Source organism: Mesorhizobium sp. M7A.F.Ca.US.011.01.1.1 (assembly GCF_003998295.1).
Taxonomy (GTDB): domain Bacteria; phylum Pseudomonadota; class Alphaproteobacteria; order Rhizobiales; family Rhizobiaceae; genus Mesorhizobium.
Map to the genome: position 1 here is coordinate 100,292 of NZ_RZRT01000004.1, position 19,264 is coordinate 119,555.

At 63.5% G+C, this 19,264-nt stretch carries 23 protein-coding genes; 11 read left to right on the top strand and 12 right to left on the bottom strand.

Annotated elements, in window-relative coordinates:
• Positions 1-103 precede the first annotated feature (103 nt).
• Together EOA13_RS07315 and EOA13_RS07320 are read right to left on the bottom strand one after the other, a co-directional pair.
• The gene (locus EOA13_RS07315; protein WP_127290934.1) at positions 104-772 is read right to left on the bottom strand and encodes a GntR family transcriptional regulator; all 669 of its coding nucleotides are present in this window, start codon (positions 770-772) and stop codon (positions 104-106) included.
• A 75-nt stretch (positions 773-847) separates the two neighbouring features.
• Positions 848-1,450 (bottom strand): TetR/AcrR family transcriptional regulator, encoded by a 603-nt coding sequence (locus EOA13_RS07320; RefSeq protein ID WP_127290936.1) that lies wholly within the window; start codon positions 1,448-1,450, stop codon positions 848-850.
• 100 nt (positions 1,451-1,550) lie between these two features.
• On the opposite strand from EOA13_RS07320, the gene EOA13_RS07325 reads away from it, so the two are divergent.
• Complete coding sequence (locus tag EOA13_RS07325; RefSeq protein ID WP_127290938.1) at positions 1,551-2,987, top strand: MFS transporter; 1,437 nt, start codon at positions 1,551-1,553, stop codon at positions 2,985-2,987.
• A gap of 21 nt (positions 2,988-3,008) precedes the next feature.
• On the opposite strand, the gene EOA13_RS07330 is transcribed toward EOA13_RS07325, so the two are convergent.
• Complete coding sequence (locus tag EOA13_RS07330; RefSeq protein WP_127257013.1) at positions 3,009-4,025, bottom strand: polyprenyl synthetase family protein; 1,017 nt, start codon at positions 4,023-4,025, stop codon at positions 3,009-3,011.
• Positions 4,026-4,246: 221 nt separating this feature from the next.
• On the opposite strand from EOA13_RS07330, the gene EOA13_RS07335 reads away from it, so the two are divergent.
• The 7 genes from EOA13_RS07335 to EOA13_RS07365 all read left to right on the top strand — a co-directional run bounded on the left by EOA13_RS07335 (position 4,247) and on the right by EOA13_RS07365 (position 8,571).
• Positions 4,247-4,471, top strand: coding sequence for a DUF2007 domain-containing protein (locus tag EOA13_RS07335; protein WP_063167652.1), 225 nt, complete (start codon positions 4,247-4,249; stop codon positions 4,469-4,471).
• Positions 4,471-5,271, top strand: coding sequence for a methyltransferase (locus EOA13_RS07340; RefSeq protein WP_127290940.1), 801 nt, complete (start codon positions 4,471-4,473; stop codon positions 5,269-5,271). Before EOA13_RS07335 ends, EOA13_RS07340 begins: the two co-directional genes overlap by 1 nt.
• A 79-nt stretch (positions 5,272-5,350) precedes the next feature.
• Positions 5,351-6,214, top strand: coding sequence for a S49 family peptidase (locus EOA13_RS07345; RefSeq protein WP_023808666.1), 864 nt, complete (start codon positions 5,351-5,353; stop codon positions 6,212-6,214).
• A gap of 128 nt (positions 6,215-6,342) precedes the next feature.
• A complete protein-coding gene (locus EOA13_RS07350; protein WP_023808667.1) occupies positions 6,343-6,528 on the top strand; it encodes a membrane protein in 186 nt (61 codons plus the stop codon).
• 20 nt (positions 6,529-6,548) lie between these two features.
• A complete protein-coding gene (locus EOA13_RS07355) occupies positions 6,549-7,448 on the top strand; it encodes a 4-(cytidine 5'-diphospho)-2-C-methyl-D-erythritol kinase (RefSeq protein ID WP_127290942.1) in 900 nt (299 codons plus the stop codon).
• The gene (gene moaB, locus EOA13_RS07360) at positions 7,435-7,989 is read left to right on the top strand and encodes a molybdenum cofactor biosynthesis protein B (RefSeq protein ID WP_127290944.1); all 555 of its coding nucleotides are present in this window, start codon (positions 7,435-7,437) and stop codon (positions 7,987-7,989) included. The genes EOA13_RS07355 and moaB overlap by 14 nt, the downstream gene beginning before the upstream one ends.
• 141 nt (positions 7,990-8,130) lie before the next feature.
• Positions 8,131-8,571 (top strand): aldehyde-activating protein, encoded by a 441-nt coding sequence (locus EOA13_RS07365; RefSeq protein ID WP_127290946.1) that lies wholly within the window; start codon positions 8,131-8,133, stop codon positions 8,569-8,571.
• Here the strand turns inward: EOA13_RS07365 and EOA13_RS07370 are convergent.
• Entirely contained in the window at positions 8,561-9,535 is a 975-nt protein-coding gene (locus EOA13_RS07370; protein ID WP_127290948.1) for a hypothetical protein, read from the bottom strand. The genes EOA13_RS07365 and EOA13_RS07370 overlap by 11 nt on opposite strands.
• Before the next feature lie 144 nt (positions 9,536-9,679).
• On the bottom strand, positions 9,680-10,204 hold the full coding sequence (locus EOA13_RS07375; RefSeq protein WP_127290950.1) for a glycosyltransferase: 525 nt from the start codon (positions 10,202-10,204) through the stop codon (positions 9,680-9,682).
• A gap of 149 nt (positions 10,205-10,353) precedes the next feature.
• Here EOA13_RS07375 and EOA13_RS07380 point away from each other — a divergent pair, with 149 nt between their 5' ends.
• Both EOA13_RS07380 and EOA13_RS07385 read left to right on the top strand, forming a co-directional pair.
• Entirely contained in the window at positions 10,354-11,508 is a 1,155-nt protein-coding gene (locus tag EOA13_RS07380) for a PA0069 family radical SAM protein (protein ID WP_023808673.1), read from the top strand.
• Positions 11,509-11,660: 152 nt separating this feature from the next.
• The gene (locus EOA13_RS07385; protein ID WP_127290952.1) at positions 11,661-12,356 is read left to right on the top strand and encodes a ribonuclease HII; all 696 of its coding nucleotides are present in this window, start codon (positions 11,661-11,663) and stop codon (positions 12,354-12,356) included.
• A 278-nt stretch (positions 12,357-12,634) separates the two neighbouring features.
• On the opposite strand, the gene EOA13_RS07390 is transcribed toward EOA13_RS07385, so the two are convergent.
• The 7 genes from EOA13_RS07390 to EOA13_RS07420 form a co-directional block, all read right to left on the bottom strand.
• Positions 12,635-13,126, bottom strand: a complete 492-nt coding sequence (locus EOA13_RS07390; protein WP_127290954.1) for a F0F1 ATP synthase subunit B — start codon at positions 13,124-13,126, stop codon at positions 12,635-12,637.
• A gap of 10 nt (positions 13,127-13,136) precedes the next feature.
• Entirely contained in the window at positions 13,137-13,736 is a 600-nt protein-coding gene (locus tag EOA13_RS07395) for a F0F1 ATP synthase subunit B (RefSeq protein ID WP_127290956.1), read from the bottom strand.
• A 63-nt stretch (positions 13,737-13,799) separates the two neighbouring features.
• Entirely contained in the window at positions 13,800-14,024 is a 225-nt protein-coding gene (locus EOA13_RS07400) for a F0F1 ATP synthase subunit C (protein WP_006206606.1), read from the bottom strand.
• Positions 14,025-14,107: 83 nt separating this feature from the next.
• On the bottom strand, positions 14,108-14,866 hold the full coding sequence (locus tag EOA13_RS07405) for a F0F1 ATP synthase subunit A (protein WP_013532843.1): 759 nt from the start codon (positions 14,864-14,866) through the stop codon (positions 14,108-14,110).
• Positions 14,867-14,925: 59 nt separating this feature from the next.
• Positions 14,926-15,333, bottom strand: a complete 408-nt coding sequence (locus EOA13_RS07410; RefSeq protein ID WP_127272330.1) for an AtpZ/AtpI family protein — start codon at positions 15,331-15,333, stop codon at positions 14,926-14,928.
• A gap of 254 nt (positions 15,334-15,587) precedes the next feature.
• On the bottom strand, positions 15,588-16,772 hold the full coding sequence (locus EOA13_RS07415) for a cell wall hydrolase (protein ID WP_127290958.1): 1,185 nt from the start codon (positions 16,770-16,772) through the stop codon (positions 15,588-15,590).
• Between the two features lie 144 nt (positions 16,773-16,916).
• The gene (locus tag EOA13_RS07420; RefSeq protein WP_127290960.1) at positions 16,917-18,215 is read right to left on the bottom strand and encodes an MFS transporter; all 1,299 of its coding nucleotides are present in this window, start codon (positions 18,213-18,215) and stop codon (positions 16,917-16,919) included.
• A 120-nt stretch (positions 18,216-18,335) separates the two neighbouring features.
• Here EOA13_RS07420 and EOA13_RS07425 point away from each other — a divergent pair, with 120 nt between their 5' ends.
• A complete protein-coding gene (locus EOA13_RS07425; RefSeq protein WP_127290962.1) occupies positions 18,336-19,259 on the top strand; it encodes a LysR substrate-binding domain-containing protein in 924 nt (307 codons plus the stop codon).
• The last annotated feature ends 5 nt before the right edge of the window (positions 19,260-19,264 follow it).

Here is a 19,264-nt window from a genome sequence, read left to right on the forward strand (position 1 = left end):
ATTCCTTCGATCGATTGCAAATTATAGATAATTTCTGTTTTCGATCTATTATCGAATCCACACTTCCCTGGGGATTGCAAGCCCTGGCTTTGGCGGAGGCCGTCTAACCTACTATGGCGAAGGCTTCGCGCGTCGTTCCGGAAGCCGTCCTGACCGGCTTGCGGCCAATCCATTGGACGTGCCGCCCCAGTGTGACGGCCGCGGATTCGGTGTTTCCCTGCCGCAAGGCGGTGAGGATCGCGCGATGGTCCTGATCGGTGCGCGTCTCCCACTCCGACCGCCATGCCGCGAACAGGAAACGGGCGCTTGCCGCGTGCAGGTCGTCGATGGTCGCGAGCAGGCGCGGCATGCCGCATGGCGACAGGATCAAGCGGTGGAAGGCGCGGTTGGCCTCTTCCCACGACCTGACATCGCGGGACTTGTCGCCGGCCTTGGTCGCCTCCTCGGCGAGATCGAGAATGGCCGATGTCAGATGCGGCGCGGCGTGGCGCAGCGCCAGCACTTCGAGTGCTGCCCGCATTTCGGCGACCTCCTTGACCTCGCCCAGATCGAAAGACGCGACACGCACGCCGCGGCGCGGCTCGCCGATGGCCAGTCCCTGCGCCTCGAGACGGCGGAAGGCCTCGCGCACCGGAACATGGCTGGTTTGGAATTCCTCGGCGATATGATCCTGCCGAAGCCTGGCCCCTGGCTCGATCGCACCGGAAATGATCCGGTCCGCCAGAACCTTGCTGATGCGCACCGCGATGGTGTCGTCCGTGCCCTTTGCCATGTTTATAGATAATTTGCGGCAGGGCAGCTTGTCGAGCCAATTGCAGTCGAAATCGCGAGGCGCCAGAAGCAAGACTCAAGGCTGTGAGACGAAACCGTCGAGTGCAGGCATCGCCACGGTGATCAGGTCATGCAGCCGCTTCTTCGGCACCCCGTCGCGCGCCTGCACAGAGAGGCCAAACAACAGCGTGGTGTAGTAGTCGCCAAGCACTTCGGGATCGGTGTCCGGCTTGAGGTCGCCATCGCGAATGCCCTTTTTCAAGCGCTCGACAATCAATGCATTGCGCGCCAGTCGACGCTCGGCCAGCCAATGCAGCACGCCGTCATTTTCAGTGGCGCAGTTGGTGGCGGCCGAGACAACCATGCAGCCCTTCGGCAGATCCGGCCTCGTATAGATATCGATAGCATCGCGCAGCAGCCTTTCGACAAATAGCCTTGCGGTCGGCTCCTCGGCTAGCGCACTGGTGGCGAAGCTTCCTTCGCTGGTTTCGTAGAGAACAACGGCCTCCCGAAACAGCCCCTCCTTCGAGCCAAAGGCGGCATAGATTCGCGCCGATGCCAGGCCAAGCATGGACACCAGGTCGGCCATCGAGGTGCCCTCGTAGCCGCGCGTCCAGAAGGCATCGCGCGCTTTCTGCAGAGCCTGGGCTCTGTCGAACTCCCTTGGCCGTCCCGCCATCGCAGTCTCCATTTCTTTATCGATCAACAAATAATCCGCTTGACTCAGGATTGCAAATTCAATTCTTTGTCGATCGATCAAGAATCAAAAGGAGATTGGCATGAGCACACTCGATCAAGGGGTGCCGTTCGGCGCCACGGCGACACAGGGAGGAACGGGCGCGAAGCGCGGCGCCACGCTGGCATTGCTCGCCTTCGCCCAACTTATCATCGCTCTCGACATCAACATCGTCTTCGTGGCGCTGCCCGAAATCGGGGCTGGGCTGGGCTTTTCCGGCCAGACCTTGCAATGGGTGGTGAGCGCCTACACCGTGTTTACCGGCGGCTTTCTATTGTTCGGCGGCCGCGCCGCCGATCTCATCGGCCAGCGCCGCATTTTCATCTTCGCGCTCTGGCTCTATGCGCTGTCATCCCTGCTCGGCGGTCTCGCCTGGTCGCCCGGGATCATCATCGCAGCGCGTGCCGTCCAAGGCATCGGCGCCGCCTTCCTGTTTCCGGCGACATTGTCGCTGGTCAATCGCCTGTTCGCCGAAGGGCCGGAACGCAACCGGGCGCTGGCGGTGTGGGGCGGCGCCGGCGCGAGCGGGCTCACCCTTGGCTCGTTGGCCGGTGGATTCCTGACAGGCGCCTTCGGCTGGTCGTCGGTCTTCTACGTCAATGTGCTGCTGGCTGGCTTCGCCATCATCGCCGCTTTTGCCATCATTCCACGCGACCCCAAGCGGCGCGAGCACCGCAACTTCGATCTGCCGGGCGCGCTGACCGTCACCGCAGGCGCCACGCTGCTGGTCTTCACGCTGGTCCAGGGACCTGAATATGGCTGGGGTTCGCCAGCGATCGTCGCCAGTGCCGCGCTGGCAGCGATCTTCATCATCGCCTTCGCGCTGATTGAGGCGAAGAGCGCTGACCCGCTGATGCCGCTGCGGCTGTTCCGCAATCGCAGCCTCGTCGCCGGCATGACGATCACCTTTCTGTTCATGGGAACGTTCGGAGCCCTGCCCTATTTCCTGACCGTGCTGTTGCAGACCGTACATGGCTTCACCGCCCTGCAAACAGGCTTGGCGTTCCTGGTGCCATCGATCGCCATCGCCGCCGGCACGCAGCTCGGTGAACGCCTGGCGACGCGCTTTTCGACCCGCTCCACCTTGGTCGGCGGCATGGTCATAGGGGCAGCCGGCACAGCGCTGATGGTCCTTGGAGCATCAGCCGACAGCTTCTATCTGGCTCTCGTTCCCGGCTTGGTCATCTCCGGCGTTGGACAGGGCATCGTCTGGACCGCCATGTGGATCGCGGCCGCGTCAGGCGTGGCTCACGACGAACAGGGCGTCGCCTCGGGGATGGCCTGCACGACGCTCAACATCGGCAACGCGATCGGCATGGCAACATTGATCGCGATCGCCAACAGCCGTGTCGGCGGGCTGACAGGCGATGCACTGAAGGTCGCGATAGCCGATGGCATAAAGATCGCCTTCTGGCTGGCGGCGGCGGGCATCTTTGTCAGCCTGCTGGCCGCCTTCGCTTTGCCGGGAAAGGGGAAGTAACCGGCAACCGGGTGACGCCGCTCAGTTCACCCGGCTGATGCAGAAATCGATGACGTCGATCAGCGCCGATTTCTGCGGCGTCGCTTCCAGCGGCGCCAGCGCGTCGCGGGCGATCTCGCCGAAATGGCGGGCTCGCCCGATCGTGTCGGCAATGGCGCCGTGGCGGGTCATCAGGCCGGTCGCCTTTTCCAGGCCGGCGTCATCGGTGACATTGTCCTCGATGGCACGCTTCCAGAAAGTGCGCTCGGCCTTCGTGCCCCGCCGATAGGCGAGAATGACCGGCAAGGTCACCTTGCCTTCGCGGAAATCGTCGCCGACATTCTTGCCTAGATCCTTGCTGGTGCCGCCATAGTCCAGCGCGTCATCGATCAGCTGGAAGGCAAGGCCGAGATTCATGCCGTAGGAGCGCAGCGCCGCACGATCGTTGCGAGTCGCCTGGGCAATGACGGGGCCGACCTCGGCAGCAGCCGAAAACAGCGCCGCGGTCTTGGCCTTGATGACGGCGAAATGCTCGTCCTCGGTGGTTTCGAGGTTCTTGGCGGCGGCAAGCTGCATAACCTCGCCCTCGGCGATGATGGAGGCAGCACTCGACAGGATATCGAGCGCTTCGAGCGAGCCGACATCGACCATCATGCGGAAGGCCTGGCCGAGCAGGAAGTCGCCGACCAGCACGCTCGCCTGGTTGCCCCAGATCATGCGGGCGGTCTTCTTGCCGCGGCGCATGCCGCTCTCGTCGACGACGTCGTCGTGCAGCAGCGTCGCCGTGTGCATGAATTCGACGGAGGTGGCGAGCTTGACGTGGCCCTCGCCGGTATAGCCGAACATCTGCGCGGCGGCGAGCGTCAGCATCGGCCGCAGCCGTTTGCCGCCGGACGAGATCAGATGATTGGCGACCTCCGGGATCATCTCGACGTCGGAGCCGGCCTTGGACAAGATCAATTCATTGACGCGCCCCATGTCGGCCGCCGTCAGATCGATCAGATCCTTGATGGAGGCGGGCTCCCGCTTCCCGTTTTCAATGTTGAGAACGACACCCACGACAATCACTCCCGTCTTGGTATAGAGCGTGCGACGGCACCCTTAGTCCCTGCATGGACTCTAGGGCGGCGGACATGGCCACGGCAAGTGGCGAATTGGCGCGGCGTCGATGACGGAATGTCAACGACCCGAGAGGGAACGGGGACCCGACAGGGAACGGGGCTCTGCCTCGGAATCCCCTGCCCGTTTACATCAATAGCGCAAACTGCGAGTTTCATACGATGATAGAACTTGTCCGCACCAACGATGCCGTGATCATCTCCTTTGTTGAATCGCTGATGCGCGACGCCGGCATCGCCTGCTTTGTCGCCGATCAGAATATGAGCATTCTCGAAGGGTCGATCGGCCTTTTGCAGAAACGCGTCATGGTCGATGCCGACCAGGCCGACGCGGCACGGCGCATCCTCAGGGATGCCGGCATCGCCAACGAAATCCGCGGAAAATAATGTCCGCCGCGCCCGCCGCCCTTGTCCCGGACACGCCGGCCCATACGGTCGACGCTTTCCATCGCGGCCGGTTCTGGCTCGTGCAGCCCAAACATGGCGGTCATCGCGCCGGCATGGATGCGATGATGCTGGCGGCGTCCGTGCCGTCCTCCTTTGCCGGTCGTCTCGCCGATTTCGGTGCCGGTGCCGGGGCCGCCGGCCTGGCAGTGCTGTCGCGCTGCCCGGCCGCCGAGGCGGTGCTTGTCGAACGAGCGTCGGAAATGGCGGCCTTCGCGGCGGCCACGCTTGCCCATCCCGGCAATGCTCATCTCAGCGATCGCGCCTCCGTGCTGGTCGCCGATGTCACCGTATCGGGTCGGGCGCGGGCGGCCGCCGGGCTCACCGACAACGACTTCGACTTCGTCATCATGAACCCTCCCTTCAACGCTCCCCGGGACCGCGCCTCCCCCGATCGCCTCAGAAAAGAGGCCCATGTCATGGAGGGCGGGGTGTTCGAGAGCTGGATCCGCAGTGCGGCGGCGGTGGTCAGGCCGCGCGGCGGGCTCGCCGTAATCGCCCGGCCCGAACAGCTCGGCGCCATTCTCGATGCGATCGCCGGCCGCTTCGGCGATCCCGAGATGCTCGCCGTCCACCCTCGCCCCGACGCGGCGGCAATACGCATCGTCGTGCGGGCAGCGCTCGGGGCACGGGGAAAGCTTGCCATCCGCCCGCCCCTGATGCTGCACGCGCAATCAGGCAACGGCCCCGACGAGCGCAGCGAAATGATCACCAACGGCCTCGCCTCGCTGTTCGGAGATTGAGCTATTCTGCCCGGCGACATTGCCGTTGGCCGGGAAATCCCTACATGCCTGCAACCTATCGACCGGAGACCGCGCCCTCGTGAAACGACTCATCAACCGCCTGTTGCCGAAATCCTGGCGCTCCACCGTCGTCACCATTCCAGTCATCCGGCTGCACGGCACCATCATGGCAGGCGGTGGCCAGTTCCGGCCGAGCCTGTCGCTGGCCTCCACCGCCGGCCTCATCGAGAAGGCGTTTTCCTACGACGCGCCGGCGGTCGCCATCTCGATCAATTCGCCGGGCGGCTCGCCGGTGCAGTCTAGGCTGATCTTCAAGCGCATCCGTGACCTGGCCACGGAAAAGAACAAAAAGGTACTGGTCTTCGTCGAGGATGTCGCGGCGTCGGGCGGCTACATGATCGCGGTCGCCGGTGACGAGATTTTTGCCGATCCGTCCTCCATCGTCGGGTCGATCGGCGTCGTCTCGGCTTCGTTTGGTTTCCCGGAACTGATGAAGAAGATCGGCATCGAGCGACGTGTCCACACCGCTGGCCAGAACAAGGCGGTGCTCGATCCGTTCAAGCCCGAGAAAAAGGAAGATGTCGAGCGGCTGAAGGCGCTGCAGCTCGAGGTGCACGCAACCTTCATCGACCTCGTCAAGGAGCGGCGCGGCACGAAACTGAAGGACGATCCGGACCTGTTCACCGGCCTGTTCTGGACCGGCATCAAGGGCCTCGAACTCGGGCTGGTCGATGCGCTCGGCGACATGCGCACTGTGCTCAAGACCCGTTTCGGAGCGAAAACCCAACTCAGGCTGATCACGACACCGCGGGGTTTCCTTAGCCGCTTCGGCCTGTTCGGCTCAAGCAAGGGCTTTTCAGCGCCCGATATCGCAGCCGCTGCCGCCAGCGGCGTGATCGATGCGGCGGAAGAGCGCGCATTGTGGTCTCGCTTCGGGCTTTGAAAACCCGGCAAAACCGTCTAGCATGAGAGCTTGAGTTTCATGCATGTCGTGTTCCCAAAAGCGGGTCGACATGCACCAACCGACCCGACCGGCCGCCTTCGCCGGCCCAGCGTGGGAGGAGTTTTGGCATGCCGCAGATCATTTTCTTCGCCGTCGTTGGCGTTGCCGCCTATTTCGGCTACCGCACCTTCATTAGGGAAGCCGAGCGCGTGACCGCCAAGGTGCGGCGCACAGAAAAGCAGACGGCCAACGGCGCGATCGGCACTTTGGTCAAGGATCCGAAGACCGGCGAATACCGGCTGGCCAAGGACTGAGCATCATCCCGCAGACGATTGTGGACACCGACATCGGGTCGCGTAGCTGGCACGCACACGCCAAAATCAATCTTGCGCTGCATGTCACCGGCAGGCGCCCTGACGGCTATCATCTGATCGAGAGCCTGGCGGTGTTCACACGGTTTGGCGACAGGGTCGAAATCGCGCCCGCCGACGGCGATGAGTTTACCGTATCCGGCCGTTACGCCCCGGCCGTTCCTCTCGACGCCAGCAATCTGGTGCTCAAGGCGCGCGATGCCCTGCGGCAGACAGCCGGGCACGAGAGAACACCGCCGGTCGCTATCCGGCTGGAAAAGAACCTGCCGGTTGCCTCCGGCGTCGGCGGCGGTTCGAGCGACGCGGCGACCGTGCTGCGCGGGCTGATGGAGACATGGGCGCTAGACATCGATGGCAGCGAGTTGGCGCGGATCGGCCTTTCGCTTGGCGCCGATGTGCCGATGTGCCTGGCGGCAAAGCCGCTGGTGGCGCGCGGCATCGGGGATGAACTGTCGATGGTGCCGGATTTTTCGGCGCTTGGCCTGGTGTTGGTCAATCCAGGCACCCCGGTGTCGACGGCGGATGTCTTTGCAGCGCTTTCCCGGCGCGACAATGAGGCCTTACCGCCGCTGCCGCGCAGCATCGATTTTCACAGCCTGCGCAACTGGCTGGAGATCACCCGCAACGATCTCGAGCCCGCGGCGCTGGAGGTGCAACCCGCAATCGGCAGGGCGCTTTCCTGGCTGAACAAGGCCGGATCGGGGTTCTCGCGGATGTCGGGATCCGGCGCGACATGTTTCGGCCTGTTCGAAACCGGCAATGTCGCCAAGCGCGCCGCCGCCGAAATCCGCGGCCGCCAGCCCGACTGGTTCGTTGCCGCAACGCGCAGCATCGCATCGGAGGGCGCAGATGGCCAGAATTGACGAGAGCCGCTCCTTCATTCCCGTGCGCATCGCGGTGCTGACCGTTTCGGATACGCGCAGCCTCGCCGACGACAAATCCGGCCAGACGCTGGCCGACCGCATCACCGAGGCCGGCCATCTGCTGGGGGCCCGCAATATCGTCACCGACGACCGCGAGAAAATCCGCGACACGGTTCTGGCGTGGTCACAGGACAAGAATATCGATGTCGTCATCACCACCGGCGGCACCGGCTTCACAGGCCGTGACGTGACGCCGGACGCGCTGGAGCCGATCTTCGAAAAGCGCATGGATGGCTTTTCGGAAGTGTTCCACCGGATTTCCTACGACAAGATCGGCACCTCGACGATCCAGAGCCGGGCGACCGGCGGCGTCGTCAACGCCACCTTCGTCTTCGTGCTGCCGGGTTCGCCAGGTGCCTGCAAGGACGCGTGGGACGGCATCCTGAAGGCGCAGCTCGACTACCGGCACATGCCATGCAACTTCGTCGAGATCATGCCGCGCCTGGACGAGCATTTGCGGCGCGGCAAATCGGCTCTGTAAAACCCGAGGCAAAGCGCCGGTTGCACGCCGCGTTTGCCCGGCAAAACAGCACCGGCGCCTTCGAAACCCCATTCCAACCCGGACCTCGGAAAAGTACCTTGTCTGAAGGCGATCATCGCCGTTCACGACAAGGCAGCTACGATGACCGTGCACACCGGTGGATGCCATTGCGGCAACATACGCCTTGGATTTTCAACCGAGCTCGACCCACCGCAAACCGAAGTTCGCGCTTGCCAATGCTCGTTCTGTGTCAGACATGGTTCGCGCGCCGTTGCCGATCCGAATGGCAGACTGGTCATCTCGGTCAAGGACGAGACGCAATTGCGGAGATATCAGTTCGGGCTGAGGACGGCCGACTATCTGATCTGCCGGGAGTGCGGTGTCTACGTCGCCGCAATCACCGGAGATGACGATGCAAGGGCGATCGTCATCATCAACGCCCTGGACGACCGCGAGCGGTTCAACCAGGAGCCGGTCCGTGTCGACTTCGATACGGAAAACAGGGCGCAGCGCCAAGCCAGACGCCGCACACACTGGACACCTGTCGAGATGAGCTTCGGATACGCAGCTCTCAGCGGATGACCGGCTCGCCATGAAACCGTCGGCGCGACGGCGGCGATACGCCGAAGCCGACTTCCATCATCAGTCGCGGCGTGCGTGCCGGCACGGTGCCCATATGAAAGCCAAAGGGGTCCTCGACGAAGCCGAGACCGGCCTCGCCGGTCAGCGTCACCGGGCTCTGCTCGCCATAGACATCCAGAACCTGTTGCGCGGGATGGCCGACCAGAAGGGTAAGCTGATGCTTGAGGCTGCGGCGCTTGTGGCTGCCCCTGACATAGACATGCGGACCGGTGTCGGCGTCGACCGGCTTGAGGTAGAAGAAGAATTTCAGCATGCGCCAGTCGTCGAGGTCAAAATGATACTTGCCGAGCGAGGCGAGGTTCTTGTCGGCATCCGAAGCGGCACCTGTGGGAAAACTCCACCAGACCCGCGTCGTGATCAGTTTCGCCTGGCCGCCGAGATAGTGCGCGGCAATATCCAGAAGCAGCGGATCGCGCTGGATGGCAAGCGCCGCCGGGCAGTCGAGGATGCGCTCGAAAAAATGCCCGCTAAGCAGCGAGCGGCCAAGGCGTTTCTCGGCCTCGGCATGTTCCCCCGGCATGAATTCGAGACGGCGGTCGAAATTGCCGAAGCAAGGCGTGCGCCCAGCGAAGTCGGCGATCTCTTCATGGATATCAGGCGGCAGGACCAGGCCTGAGAACAGCCCGTCGGAGCGCAACGCATCGACGACCGCTCCCCGTTCGACACCGGCAAACATCGTATCCCCGGCATGGGCGACCGGGCGGGCGCGCTTTGCGCCGAGCCAATGCATGCGGCGTCCGGGCATGGTGCGCGCCAACACGAACATCGGCAGCCAGGCAGGGTTCTCACGCAGGTCCGTCAGATAGGTTGGAATACGCACGGCGATGCGCCGCAGCAGGCTGCCGTTGCGCGCAATGGCCTCGAGACTGACCGCGCCGGATGTGTCGGGGGTTGAAAGCTTCATTGGGTCCTCGGCTATGAGAGCACCACCGATGCCGCATCGGTGGCTCGCCTCTCGGCATGACCCAAACCCAATTCCCGCTTGAACGGAAGCTAACCCCGCGTCAAATTTTGTGCAATGCACAATGACCTGAGCAACTGCAAAAAATCACGTCGAGGGGCGGCGCTCCTGCTTGGCCGGCGCCATCCAGATTTCAGCGTCGAGCCGCTTCGTCGCGAGGCCGCGGGCGATGGCCTCGGCACTGCTGGCACTCTTGGCCGCGGCCGCCGCTTGACGCTTGCTGATCAGCAATCCGTCGGCCAAGGCGCGGTTTCCCGAAAAGACCCGGGCCAGGAATGGCGTGCGACTGGCTCGCGTGCGCGAAAACCGTGCCGCCATGGTCTGCCTGGCCGTATGGGCGACAACTTCATCGATCCAGCCCTCTACCAGCCGCGCGCCCGGCTCCAGGAGCAGCAACCAATCCCCCTTGGCCTGGCGGATGCCGGCAACGACACCGCCCGTCACGTACTGACAGCCGGCATGCTCCGCCACATGATGCGTCTGGTCGGTAGAGCCTGTGTCGCAGACGATGACTTCACGCACCACGCCTTCGACCGCGCCGCCAATCAGCGAGGCGAGCGTGCGGGCGAGGCCCTCCTCGTCATTGCGGGTTTCGATGAGAACACTGAGCATCCTTAGCCGAATAGCGGAAAGCGCCCGACAGCGCCAGTTTTGCATCGCACCATAGAAAGTTCTTGCTTTGTTCTTCTCAACGAAATAGGAATAATTTCATGAGCAGAGCGATTCGACACAACATGGACAGTCCCTGGGAGCGGGCGAAAATGGAACAGATCGTGCGCGCCGACATTGCAGCTTTCGGAGCAGGAAGAGCCGAGATGGCCAACGCGATGGTCGAGCAGAGCGGCATGCGTGTCCGCCCGGACCGCAACCGCGGCAGGTCAGCTGGCATCAATCCGTCCGGCCGGTTCGAGCCGGTCAGCCGGCACGTGTTCGACGATGGCTGGAATTCGCTGGAGGAACTGCCGCCCTTCAAGACCGAAGTGCAGGTCGAGAAGCCGCGCACCATCATCACCCGCAACGAATCGCCCGACATTTCCTTCGACCGTTCCATCAACCCCTATCGCGGCTGCGAGCATGGCTGCGTCTATTGCTTTGCCCGCCCGACGCACGCGTTCATGGGCCTGTCGCCGGGTCTGGATTTCGAATCGAAGTTGTTCGCCAAGCCTGATGCGGCGCGCTTGCTCGACAAGGAGCTTTCGAAAGACAGCTACCAGCCGCGCACCATCGCCATAGGCACCAACACCGACCCCTACCAGCCGATCGAGAAGCAATACCGGATCATGCGCGAAATCCTCGAAGTGCTGGAAGCGCGCGGCCATCCAGTCGGCATCGTGACAAAGTCCGCTCTGGTGACGCGCGATATCGATATCCTGTCACGCATGGCCGAACGCGGGCTCGCCAAAGTGGCGCTGTCGGTGACGACGCTCGACCGTATGCTGGCGCGCACCATGGAGCCGCGCGCGTCGACACCGACCAAGCGGCTGGAAGCGATCCGGCAGCTTTCGGATGCCGGCATTCCGGCGTCGGTCATGGTGGCTCCAATCATTCCGGGCCTGACCGATCCGGAGATGGAACGCATCCTCGATTCCGCACGTGCGGCCGGCGCGCGCGAAGCGGGCTACGTGATCCTGCGCCTGCCGCTGGAGGTCAGCCCGATCTTCAAGGATTGGCTGCTGCGCCATTATCCCGACCGCTACCGCCATGTGATGTCGCTGGTCCGCTCGATGCGGGACGGCAAGGACTACGATTCGGAATGGGGCAAGCGCATGAAGGGCGCCGGTCCCTATGCCTGGCAGATCGGCCGGCGCTTCGAGATCACAGCGAAGCGGCTCGGCCTCAATGCCGAACGGCGCACGTTGCGAACCGACCAGTTCGTTGCCGCCGGGAAAGATCAGGTGCAGCTGACGCTGCTTTGAGAGACAATTCGTCGCGATGGTTTGATCCGTCGCGGCACCAGAATCCCGTCCGGCCTGCCCCGGCCTGCAGACGGTGCCCCTCCCGGTCCGGCGCCCCACCCGACCCGGAGGGACTTGCGGAGAATCAGAGCCGATGCGAACCTCGCCGCAACATGGCTCGCGCGCGTTCTGATTCTCCGCCTCTCTTTGAGATCATCGAGAAGCCTGACTTCTCCTTCGAGACGAAGGCGATGGCGGAGGGCCTGTGGCCGGTCGCCGGGATGGACGAGGCCGGCCGTGGCCCCCTGGCCGGGCCGGTGGTCGCTGCGGCGGTGGTGCTCGATCCCGCCAACATTCCGGACGGCCTCGACGATTCCAAACGCCTCAGCCATTTGCAGCGTGAGGCCTTGTTCCTGCGAATTCTTGGCTCCGCGCAGGCGGTCTCGATGGCCTCAATCAGTGCCGAGGGCATCGACGGCAGCAACATCCTCAAGGCAAGCCTGGAAGCCATGCGGCGCGCCCTGGTCGGACTGTCGGTCCGACCGAAACTAGCCCTCGCTGATGGACGCGACGTGCCGCCGGGGCTGCCTTGTGAAGGGCGCGCGCTGATCAAGGGCGACCAGCGTTCGCAATCGATCGCTGCCGCCTCGATCGTCGCCAAGGTGATGCGTGACCGCATGATGTGCGGCTGCGGCAACCATCACGACCGCTACGGGTTCGAAGTCCACATGGGCTACGCCACGGTTCGCCATCGCACCGCGATCGAAGCGCATGGCCCGGTGGCGCGGCTGCATCGCGTGTCGTTTTCGCCGTTCAGGCTGGGTGGCGCTGAAGTGGTTGAAGAAGAGAGCTTTGCTGGGCTGGATTGAACAACGGCGGCAGCGACAAGCCAATCTCCCCCTCGTGGGGGAGATGTCCGGCAGGACAGAGGGGGGCGCTGCCCCGCCGGCCTCTCAACCGATTGCAATTGCGCCCTCAGGCTTGTCCCGATAGATCGCAGGACAACAAAGATTAGCGTTCCTTCACGCCCCCCCTCTGCCCTGCCGGGCATCTCCCCCATGAGGGGGGAGATTGGCAGCTTCAGCGCCACAACAAAAAAGCCGCCAGGTTGCCCGGGCGGCTTTAATTGTATGAGGGCTGTGAGGGCTCAGTTCAGCTTCGACTTCACGTCCGCGAGCGATGCCTTGAACAGATCGGCACCGGCCTTGGCGTCGATCTTGCCGGCAAGCAGCGCGCGCGCTGCCTCTACGGCGATGTCGACGGCGCTGGCGCGGACTTCGCTGATGGCATCACGCTCGGCCTGACCGATCTTCTGTTCGGCAAGCGCGGTGCGCCTGACAACATAGTCCTCGGTCTTCTTGTGCGCGTCGGCGGCAAGCATATCGGCTTCGCGCTTGGCGGCGGCGACGATGTCGGCGGCCTCCTGCTCGGCTTCCTTGCGCTTGCGCTGATACTGGCCAAGCAGTTGCTGGGCTTCCTCGCGTAGCCGGCGCGCTTCGTCGAGTTCGTTGCTGATCCTTTCGGCGCGGGCGTCGAGCGCCTTGGCGATCAGGCGAGGCACCTTGATGTAGACGGCAATGCCCAGGAAGATGATCAGGGCTATCGTGGCCCAGAGCGTCGCGAGAGATGTGTAATCCATGATGCGCTCCTCACCGGGCCACGGATTTGACCGCGGCCGCGATCTCGGCCTTGCTGGCCTTGCCGCCAACCAGGGCTTCGACGATCGCCGAAGCGGTATCCTCGGCGATGCTGCCGACTTCCTTCATGGCATTGGCCTTGATGGAAGAAATGCGGGCTTCGGCTTCGCCAAGCTTGGCGTCGAGCGCGGCCTCGACCTTTTTGCGCGCGGTGTCGGCCTCGGCCTTGGCCGCGTCGTTGGCCTGCTGGCCGATCGCGTTGGCCTTGGTCTTGGCTTCCGCCAGTTCCTGCTCGTAGGCAGCAACGGCGGCGTCGGCCTCGCCCTTCAACTTGGCCGCCTGATCAAGGTCCTGCGTGATGCGATCGTTGCGGACATCGATGATGCCGCCGACGCGCGGCATCACCACCCGCTTCAGGAAGAGATAGAACAGCCCGAAGGTGATCGCCAGCCACAGAAGCTGCGACGGGAACGTCGCCGGATCGAATGGCGGAAACGTGCCATGCGCTTCAGCAGGCACGCTGGTGCCGGAATGCGTTTCGCCTTCCGTCGCAGCGTGGCTGGTATCGGCTGATGGCGCGGACTCTTGCGCAAAGGCAGATGTCACGAACATGGACTATCCCCGAAATTCAGGCCCGCCGCTTGCGCGGCCGGCCTGTCCAATCTTCCCGAGTGCTCAGCCGAACAGGGCCAGAAGCGCGATGAGAAGCGAGAAGATGCCCAGAGCTTCGGTCACGGCGAAGCCGAAGATCAGGCGGCCGAACTGGCCATCGGCAGCCGACGGGTTGCGCAGAGCGCCCGCCAGGTAGCTGCCGAAGATGTTGCCGAGGCCAATGCCCGCGCCACCCATGCCCAGGCAAGCGATGCCGGCGCCGATGTACTTTGCTGCTTCTGCGTCCATTTGTTCAACTCCTTTGGATCTAAAATTCCGTTGCGATTCCATCCGGCGCCAATGTTGGAATTCCTGGGCCGGAACTTTTGGACCTAATGCCCAGGGTGCAGGGCGTCGTTGAGATACATGCAGGTCAACACGGCAAAGACGTAGGCCTGCAGGAAGGCGACCAGCAGTTCCAGTGCCGTCAGCGCCACTGCCATCGCCAGAGGCAGGATCGAGCCGGCGACGCCGACCGCGCCGAGCGCGCTCAGGCTGACCACGAAGCCGGAGAACACCTTCAGCGTGATGTGGCCGGCGAGCATGTTGGCGAACAGACGAACCGAGAGGCTGACCGGGCGCGACACGAAGGAGATCACTTCGATCAGCACCACCAGTGGCAGCAGGAAGACCGGCACGCCATGCGGCACGAATAGTTTCAGGAAGCCAAGACCATGCTTCATGAAGCCGTAGACGACCACGGTTGCGATCACCAGCACGGCAAGGCCGAAGGTGACGATGATGTGGCTGGTGACGGTGAAGAAATACGGGAACAGGCCAAGCAGATTGGCGACGAGCACGAACATGAACAGCGAGAACACGAGAGGGAAGAATTTCATGCCTTGCGTGCCCGCGGCGTCGCGCAACATGTTGCCGACGAACTCATAGGCCATCTCGGAGACCGACTGAAGCCGCCCGGGAACCAGGCTGCGGCTCGACGTCGTGAGAAACAGGAATCCAGCCGCGACAATCACGGTTGCGACCATGAACAGCGCCGAATTGGTGAAAGACAGGTCATAGCCGCCGATGTCGATCGGAATCAGCTTGTTGATATGGAACTGGTGGATCGGATCGACCTTGTCAGCTGCCACGTTCAAACCCCGTCAATGCCGCGTACGGCCTCGTTACCATTACCGCACATGGTGCGCGGTCATTTCTTGTCGTCTTGACCACGGCGCGATTTATCGCCCTGTCCAAATTCTGCCACAACGCCGGCGGAACGCATCACATTGAGCACTCCGGCGCCAAAACCAAGCAGCAGAAACACGATCAGACCCCATGGCGATGTCCCCGCCAGACGGTCGATGATCCAGCCGATGCCGGCACCCACCACCACCCCGGCGATAAACTCGCTGGAGAGTTTGAGCGCCTGACCGTAACCGGCCACACTGCCCGCTTTCGCGTCGTCTTTCCCCTCGAGCCGGCCGGGCCGCCTTGTCGCAAGCGAAGCTTCAAGGTCACGGCGGCGGCGCTCAAGATCGTCGTCGCGGATATCGGGTTCATGCTGATTGCCGCGGCCGGTTTTTCCGGTTCCGTCTGGCCCATTCTTGTCGGCCATCGCAACCCCCCTGCCCGGTCAGACCGTCACCGTCCGTCCGCTTCTAAAGTCGCCGGCAACATAGTTAGAGGGTTTGCGCCCGTCAAGCCACGGGCGGAAGTTCAGTGCCATGTATTTTATGCAATGAAATCAATGAATTAGAAAGGTGCGACATCGTGCCCGCCATGATGACGAGGATGCTTGGCGCGAATCCCCCGCGCAATGGCTCTTCGATAGGCTGCGCGCCACATCAAAGATCAGCGGCTGCTCCGCACTCAGCTCCAGCCGCCGCCATAGGTCCGATAGAAGATATGCAGGCCGATCTTGGTCATCTTCTGCATCGTGCGCGCCCAGCCGGGATGGACATATTGGGCATAGTAGTGGGTCGACGATCCGACCTCCGGGATGAAGATCTTGCCGGCGGTGACGGCCATGGCGATCTCCTGGGCGGTCTTGTAGGCGGCTGGGCTATCGATGCGCTTCTTCCTGCCGTCGCAGGCGAAGGAGAACTGGCAGCGGTTGAACCAGCTGTCGTTCTGGTAGACGACGCCGCAGATCGAATTGGGATAGGTCGGATTGCGAACGCGGTTGAGGATGACCTGGGCGACGGCGGCCTGGCCGCGCACGGATTCGCTCCTCGCCTCGAAATAGATGCCGTTGGCAAGGCATGCCTGCTCCTTCTGGGAGAAGACACTGGCGGGCAGCGGGGTCTGGATCCACGAATGATCGCCCTTGGCCATCGGCGGAATGAAGCGGCCCTCATTGGGCTGCTCGTCCTGAAGCAGGGCTTCGAAGGGCGATGCCTTGGCATAGTCGGGCTCGGACTGCGCGTAGGCGGTCGCCAGCACATCCGGATGGTCGTTGTTGACCAGTGCGGCAAGCATTGCCGGCACGCCGGAATCCGGCTTCTTGTCCTCGCGCGCATGGAATGCCGCGGCGATCTGGATTTCCTTGCCTTTGATCTGCGGCTTGGCGAAAGCCATCTTCAGGCCGCCGTCCATGCTGGGCCGCAGCAAGGAGGAGGTGCGCTCGAAGATCGAGCCGGCATTGAAGTTCTTCGGCGGTGCGACGGGAGACATCTGGACGATGCGCCCTTTCTTCTCGGCGCGCACGACGCGGTCCTCATCGGGCGTGCCGCTGACCTTGCCGCCCTTGCCGCGAAACGACACGTTGCCGACACCGGCCAGGTGGACACCCGATCCGGAGATGGAGCCGGTGACATCAGAATCGACAAAGGGCATCTCGGCCGCATGGGTGGAGCCGGCGACGGATTTCTCGACATAGGAATTCCAGCGCGTGCTCGATGCCTCGAGGCCGGAAACCAGGCTCGTCATGTCCTGATAGGCGGCGACCGTCGGAAAGCCGATCCAGATGCCGAAACCGATGACGAGCGGAGCCAGAAAGCCACGTTTTCTCTCACCGGCGGCGGCAACCAGCCGCTTCAACACACGTCGATGCACGGAACACTCTCCAGGAACGCGACTGACCCCACTGAAGAGCAAAATGATGCATTAACCTTGATGGGACGTTAACAGGTTCGATCGGGTTTTCCCGGTCGGCCCGAGGTGGTGGTTCCGAAGTCGGGCGGTTTTGCGGCGGTCCATTTAGGCCGGACGCAGGAAGATCGGCCGGGCGATCAGCGCGCAGATGGCGGCCGCCAGCCAGACGCCGGACCAAGACCAAAGGTGCAAAAGCCCCGGAATAGCCACCGGCACCAGGAAGAAGCCGACGAAAACAAAGGTGTTGGCAAGGCTGAGCGCGGTCCCGACATGGCTGGCCCCGGCAAGGGTGGCAAGCTCGGTGTAGGCGACGCCGTGCCAGGCGGAGACCGAGATGCCTGCGACAATAAGCACGACTGGAAGGACCGCCAACCGGATGAGTTGGCCGCCCGGAACGGTTGGGCCGAGCAGGACCAGCAGCCAAAGCATGGTGAAGGCAAGGGCGCTGAACGCGCTGCACAAGCGAAGAAATTGGCGGCGGTTGCCGTGACGGTCGGTGAAGCGGCCGCTCCAGATGCGCATGACCATGGCGCCGATCTGAACGGTGGCGAGGCTCGCGCTGATTGCCGCCGTTCCCAACCCAACGAAGTCGTGCAAGAACACGGATGCGAAGGTGAGCACGGCCACCTGCGGAAAGCAGAGCAGGCCGATGGCGGTCGCGATACGCCAGACATCGCGATTGCGCAGCGGCGCCGGTCCGGCCACAGAAGCCGCAGCGAGATGGTCCTTGCCCGCCGTCGGCGGCTCGTGCAGCCAGCGCCAGGCGAACAGGGCAGACAGAGCGGATGCGCCAGCCAGGACCCCGAACACCGCGCTAAAGCCGAAAGCCAGAGCAAGGGAGGGCAGTATGAGGGCGCCAAGGCCGCCGCCGAGCGGCACCGCCGTCTGCCTGATGCTCATGGCGAAGCCGCGCTCGTTTTCCCGGAACCAGCCCATGATGGCGCGGCCGCTCGAACCGTTGACGCTGCCGCCGAGCAGTCCGGTGATGAGCAGGCTGGCGGAGAGCAGCGCGACGTCGGGAATACGGGTCCGTGTCGGCACAACCAGCATCGCCATGACCAGGAGCCACGCCGCCGTTGCGCCGAGACCGATCAAAAGCACGCGGCGATCGCCCCAGCGGTCGGTGAGCAGGCCCCAGGGCAGTTCGCTGAGCGCGACCCCCAGCCCGAGAAGGCCGAGTGCCAGGCCAAGTTCGGCATTGCCCAAGTGGTAGCCCTGGCGAATCATGACGGCCGTTGCCGGTATGCCGGAGAAAGTGGCCGAGAAGCTGGCATTGGCGGCAACGCCGATGCCCAGAACCTTCCAGCGATGGCTGGGCTTGAATGCCCTCCTGGCGGAACCGGCCGCGGTATCTTCCAGGAGTTCCGGCGGCTGTCGGTCAGTGCAATTGACGATGGCGGACATGATTTCATTCCCGTGCTTGGCCAGTGATCCGGGCCTTGACGGTCTGTCTCTAGCGCCATAGCTTCATCCCTAAAATCAGGAATTTTTAAACATATCATCCTAAAAAATAGGACTAATAGTATGCGACGCGTGACATTCGACCTCGACGTTCTCCGCAGCTTCGTCACCGGCATGGAGCTGGGCAGCTTTGCCAAGGCGGCCGACCGGCTTGGCCGGTCGACGTCGGCGGTCAGCGCGCAGTTGAAGAAACTGGAAGAACAGGCAGCGACGCCGATCTTCCGCAAGTCGGGGCGCGGCCTCGCTCTGACCGATGCCGGCGAGACCATGCTTGGCTATGCGCGCCGGCTGATCGAGCTCAATGACGAAGCGGCATCCGCCATCCACGACGTGGAGCTGGAAGGCTGGGTACGGCTCGGCCTGCAGGAGGATTTCGGTGAGGCGGTGCTGCCGGACGTGCTCGGCCGCTTCGCTCGCGCCCATCCCAGGGTCAAGATCGAAGCCAGGATCGCGCGCAGCCATGACCTTGCTGACCGGATCCTGTCAGGCAGTCTCGACATCGCGCTGGCCTGGCACAGCGGCGAGACGCTGCCCTACAGCCAGCACGTCGCCGACGTGCAGATGCGCTGGATCGGTCCGGCAAAGCGCATCGAGACCAGCCTGCGTAACAGCGAGCCACTGCCGCTGGTGGCGCTCGAAGCGCCATGCCTCTTGCGCACGGTGGCAACCGAAGCGCTCGACCGCGCCGGCCTGCCTTGGCGGATGGCCTTTTCCAGCCCGAGCCTTGGCGGCATCTGGGCAGCCGTGGCGGCGGGGCTGGGGCTGACGATCCGCACCGACATCGGCCTGCCGGCCAGCGTCAGCGCGATGACGCCGGAGATCGCCGGGCTGCCCGCATTGCCCAAAATGGCGTTGGTGCTGCATCGCAAGGATGCCGAGGCCGAGCCGGTGGCGGCCCGCCTCGCCGAGATCCTGCTGGATGCAGCGCGACAGGCACTGCCTGAAAATACGCGAGCCAGCGACGGCGACCTGCGCGCTGTGGCATGATCATG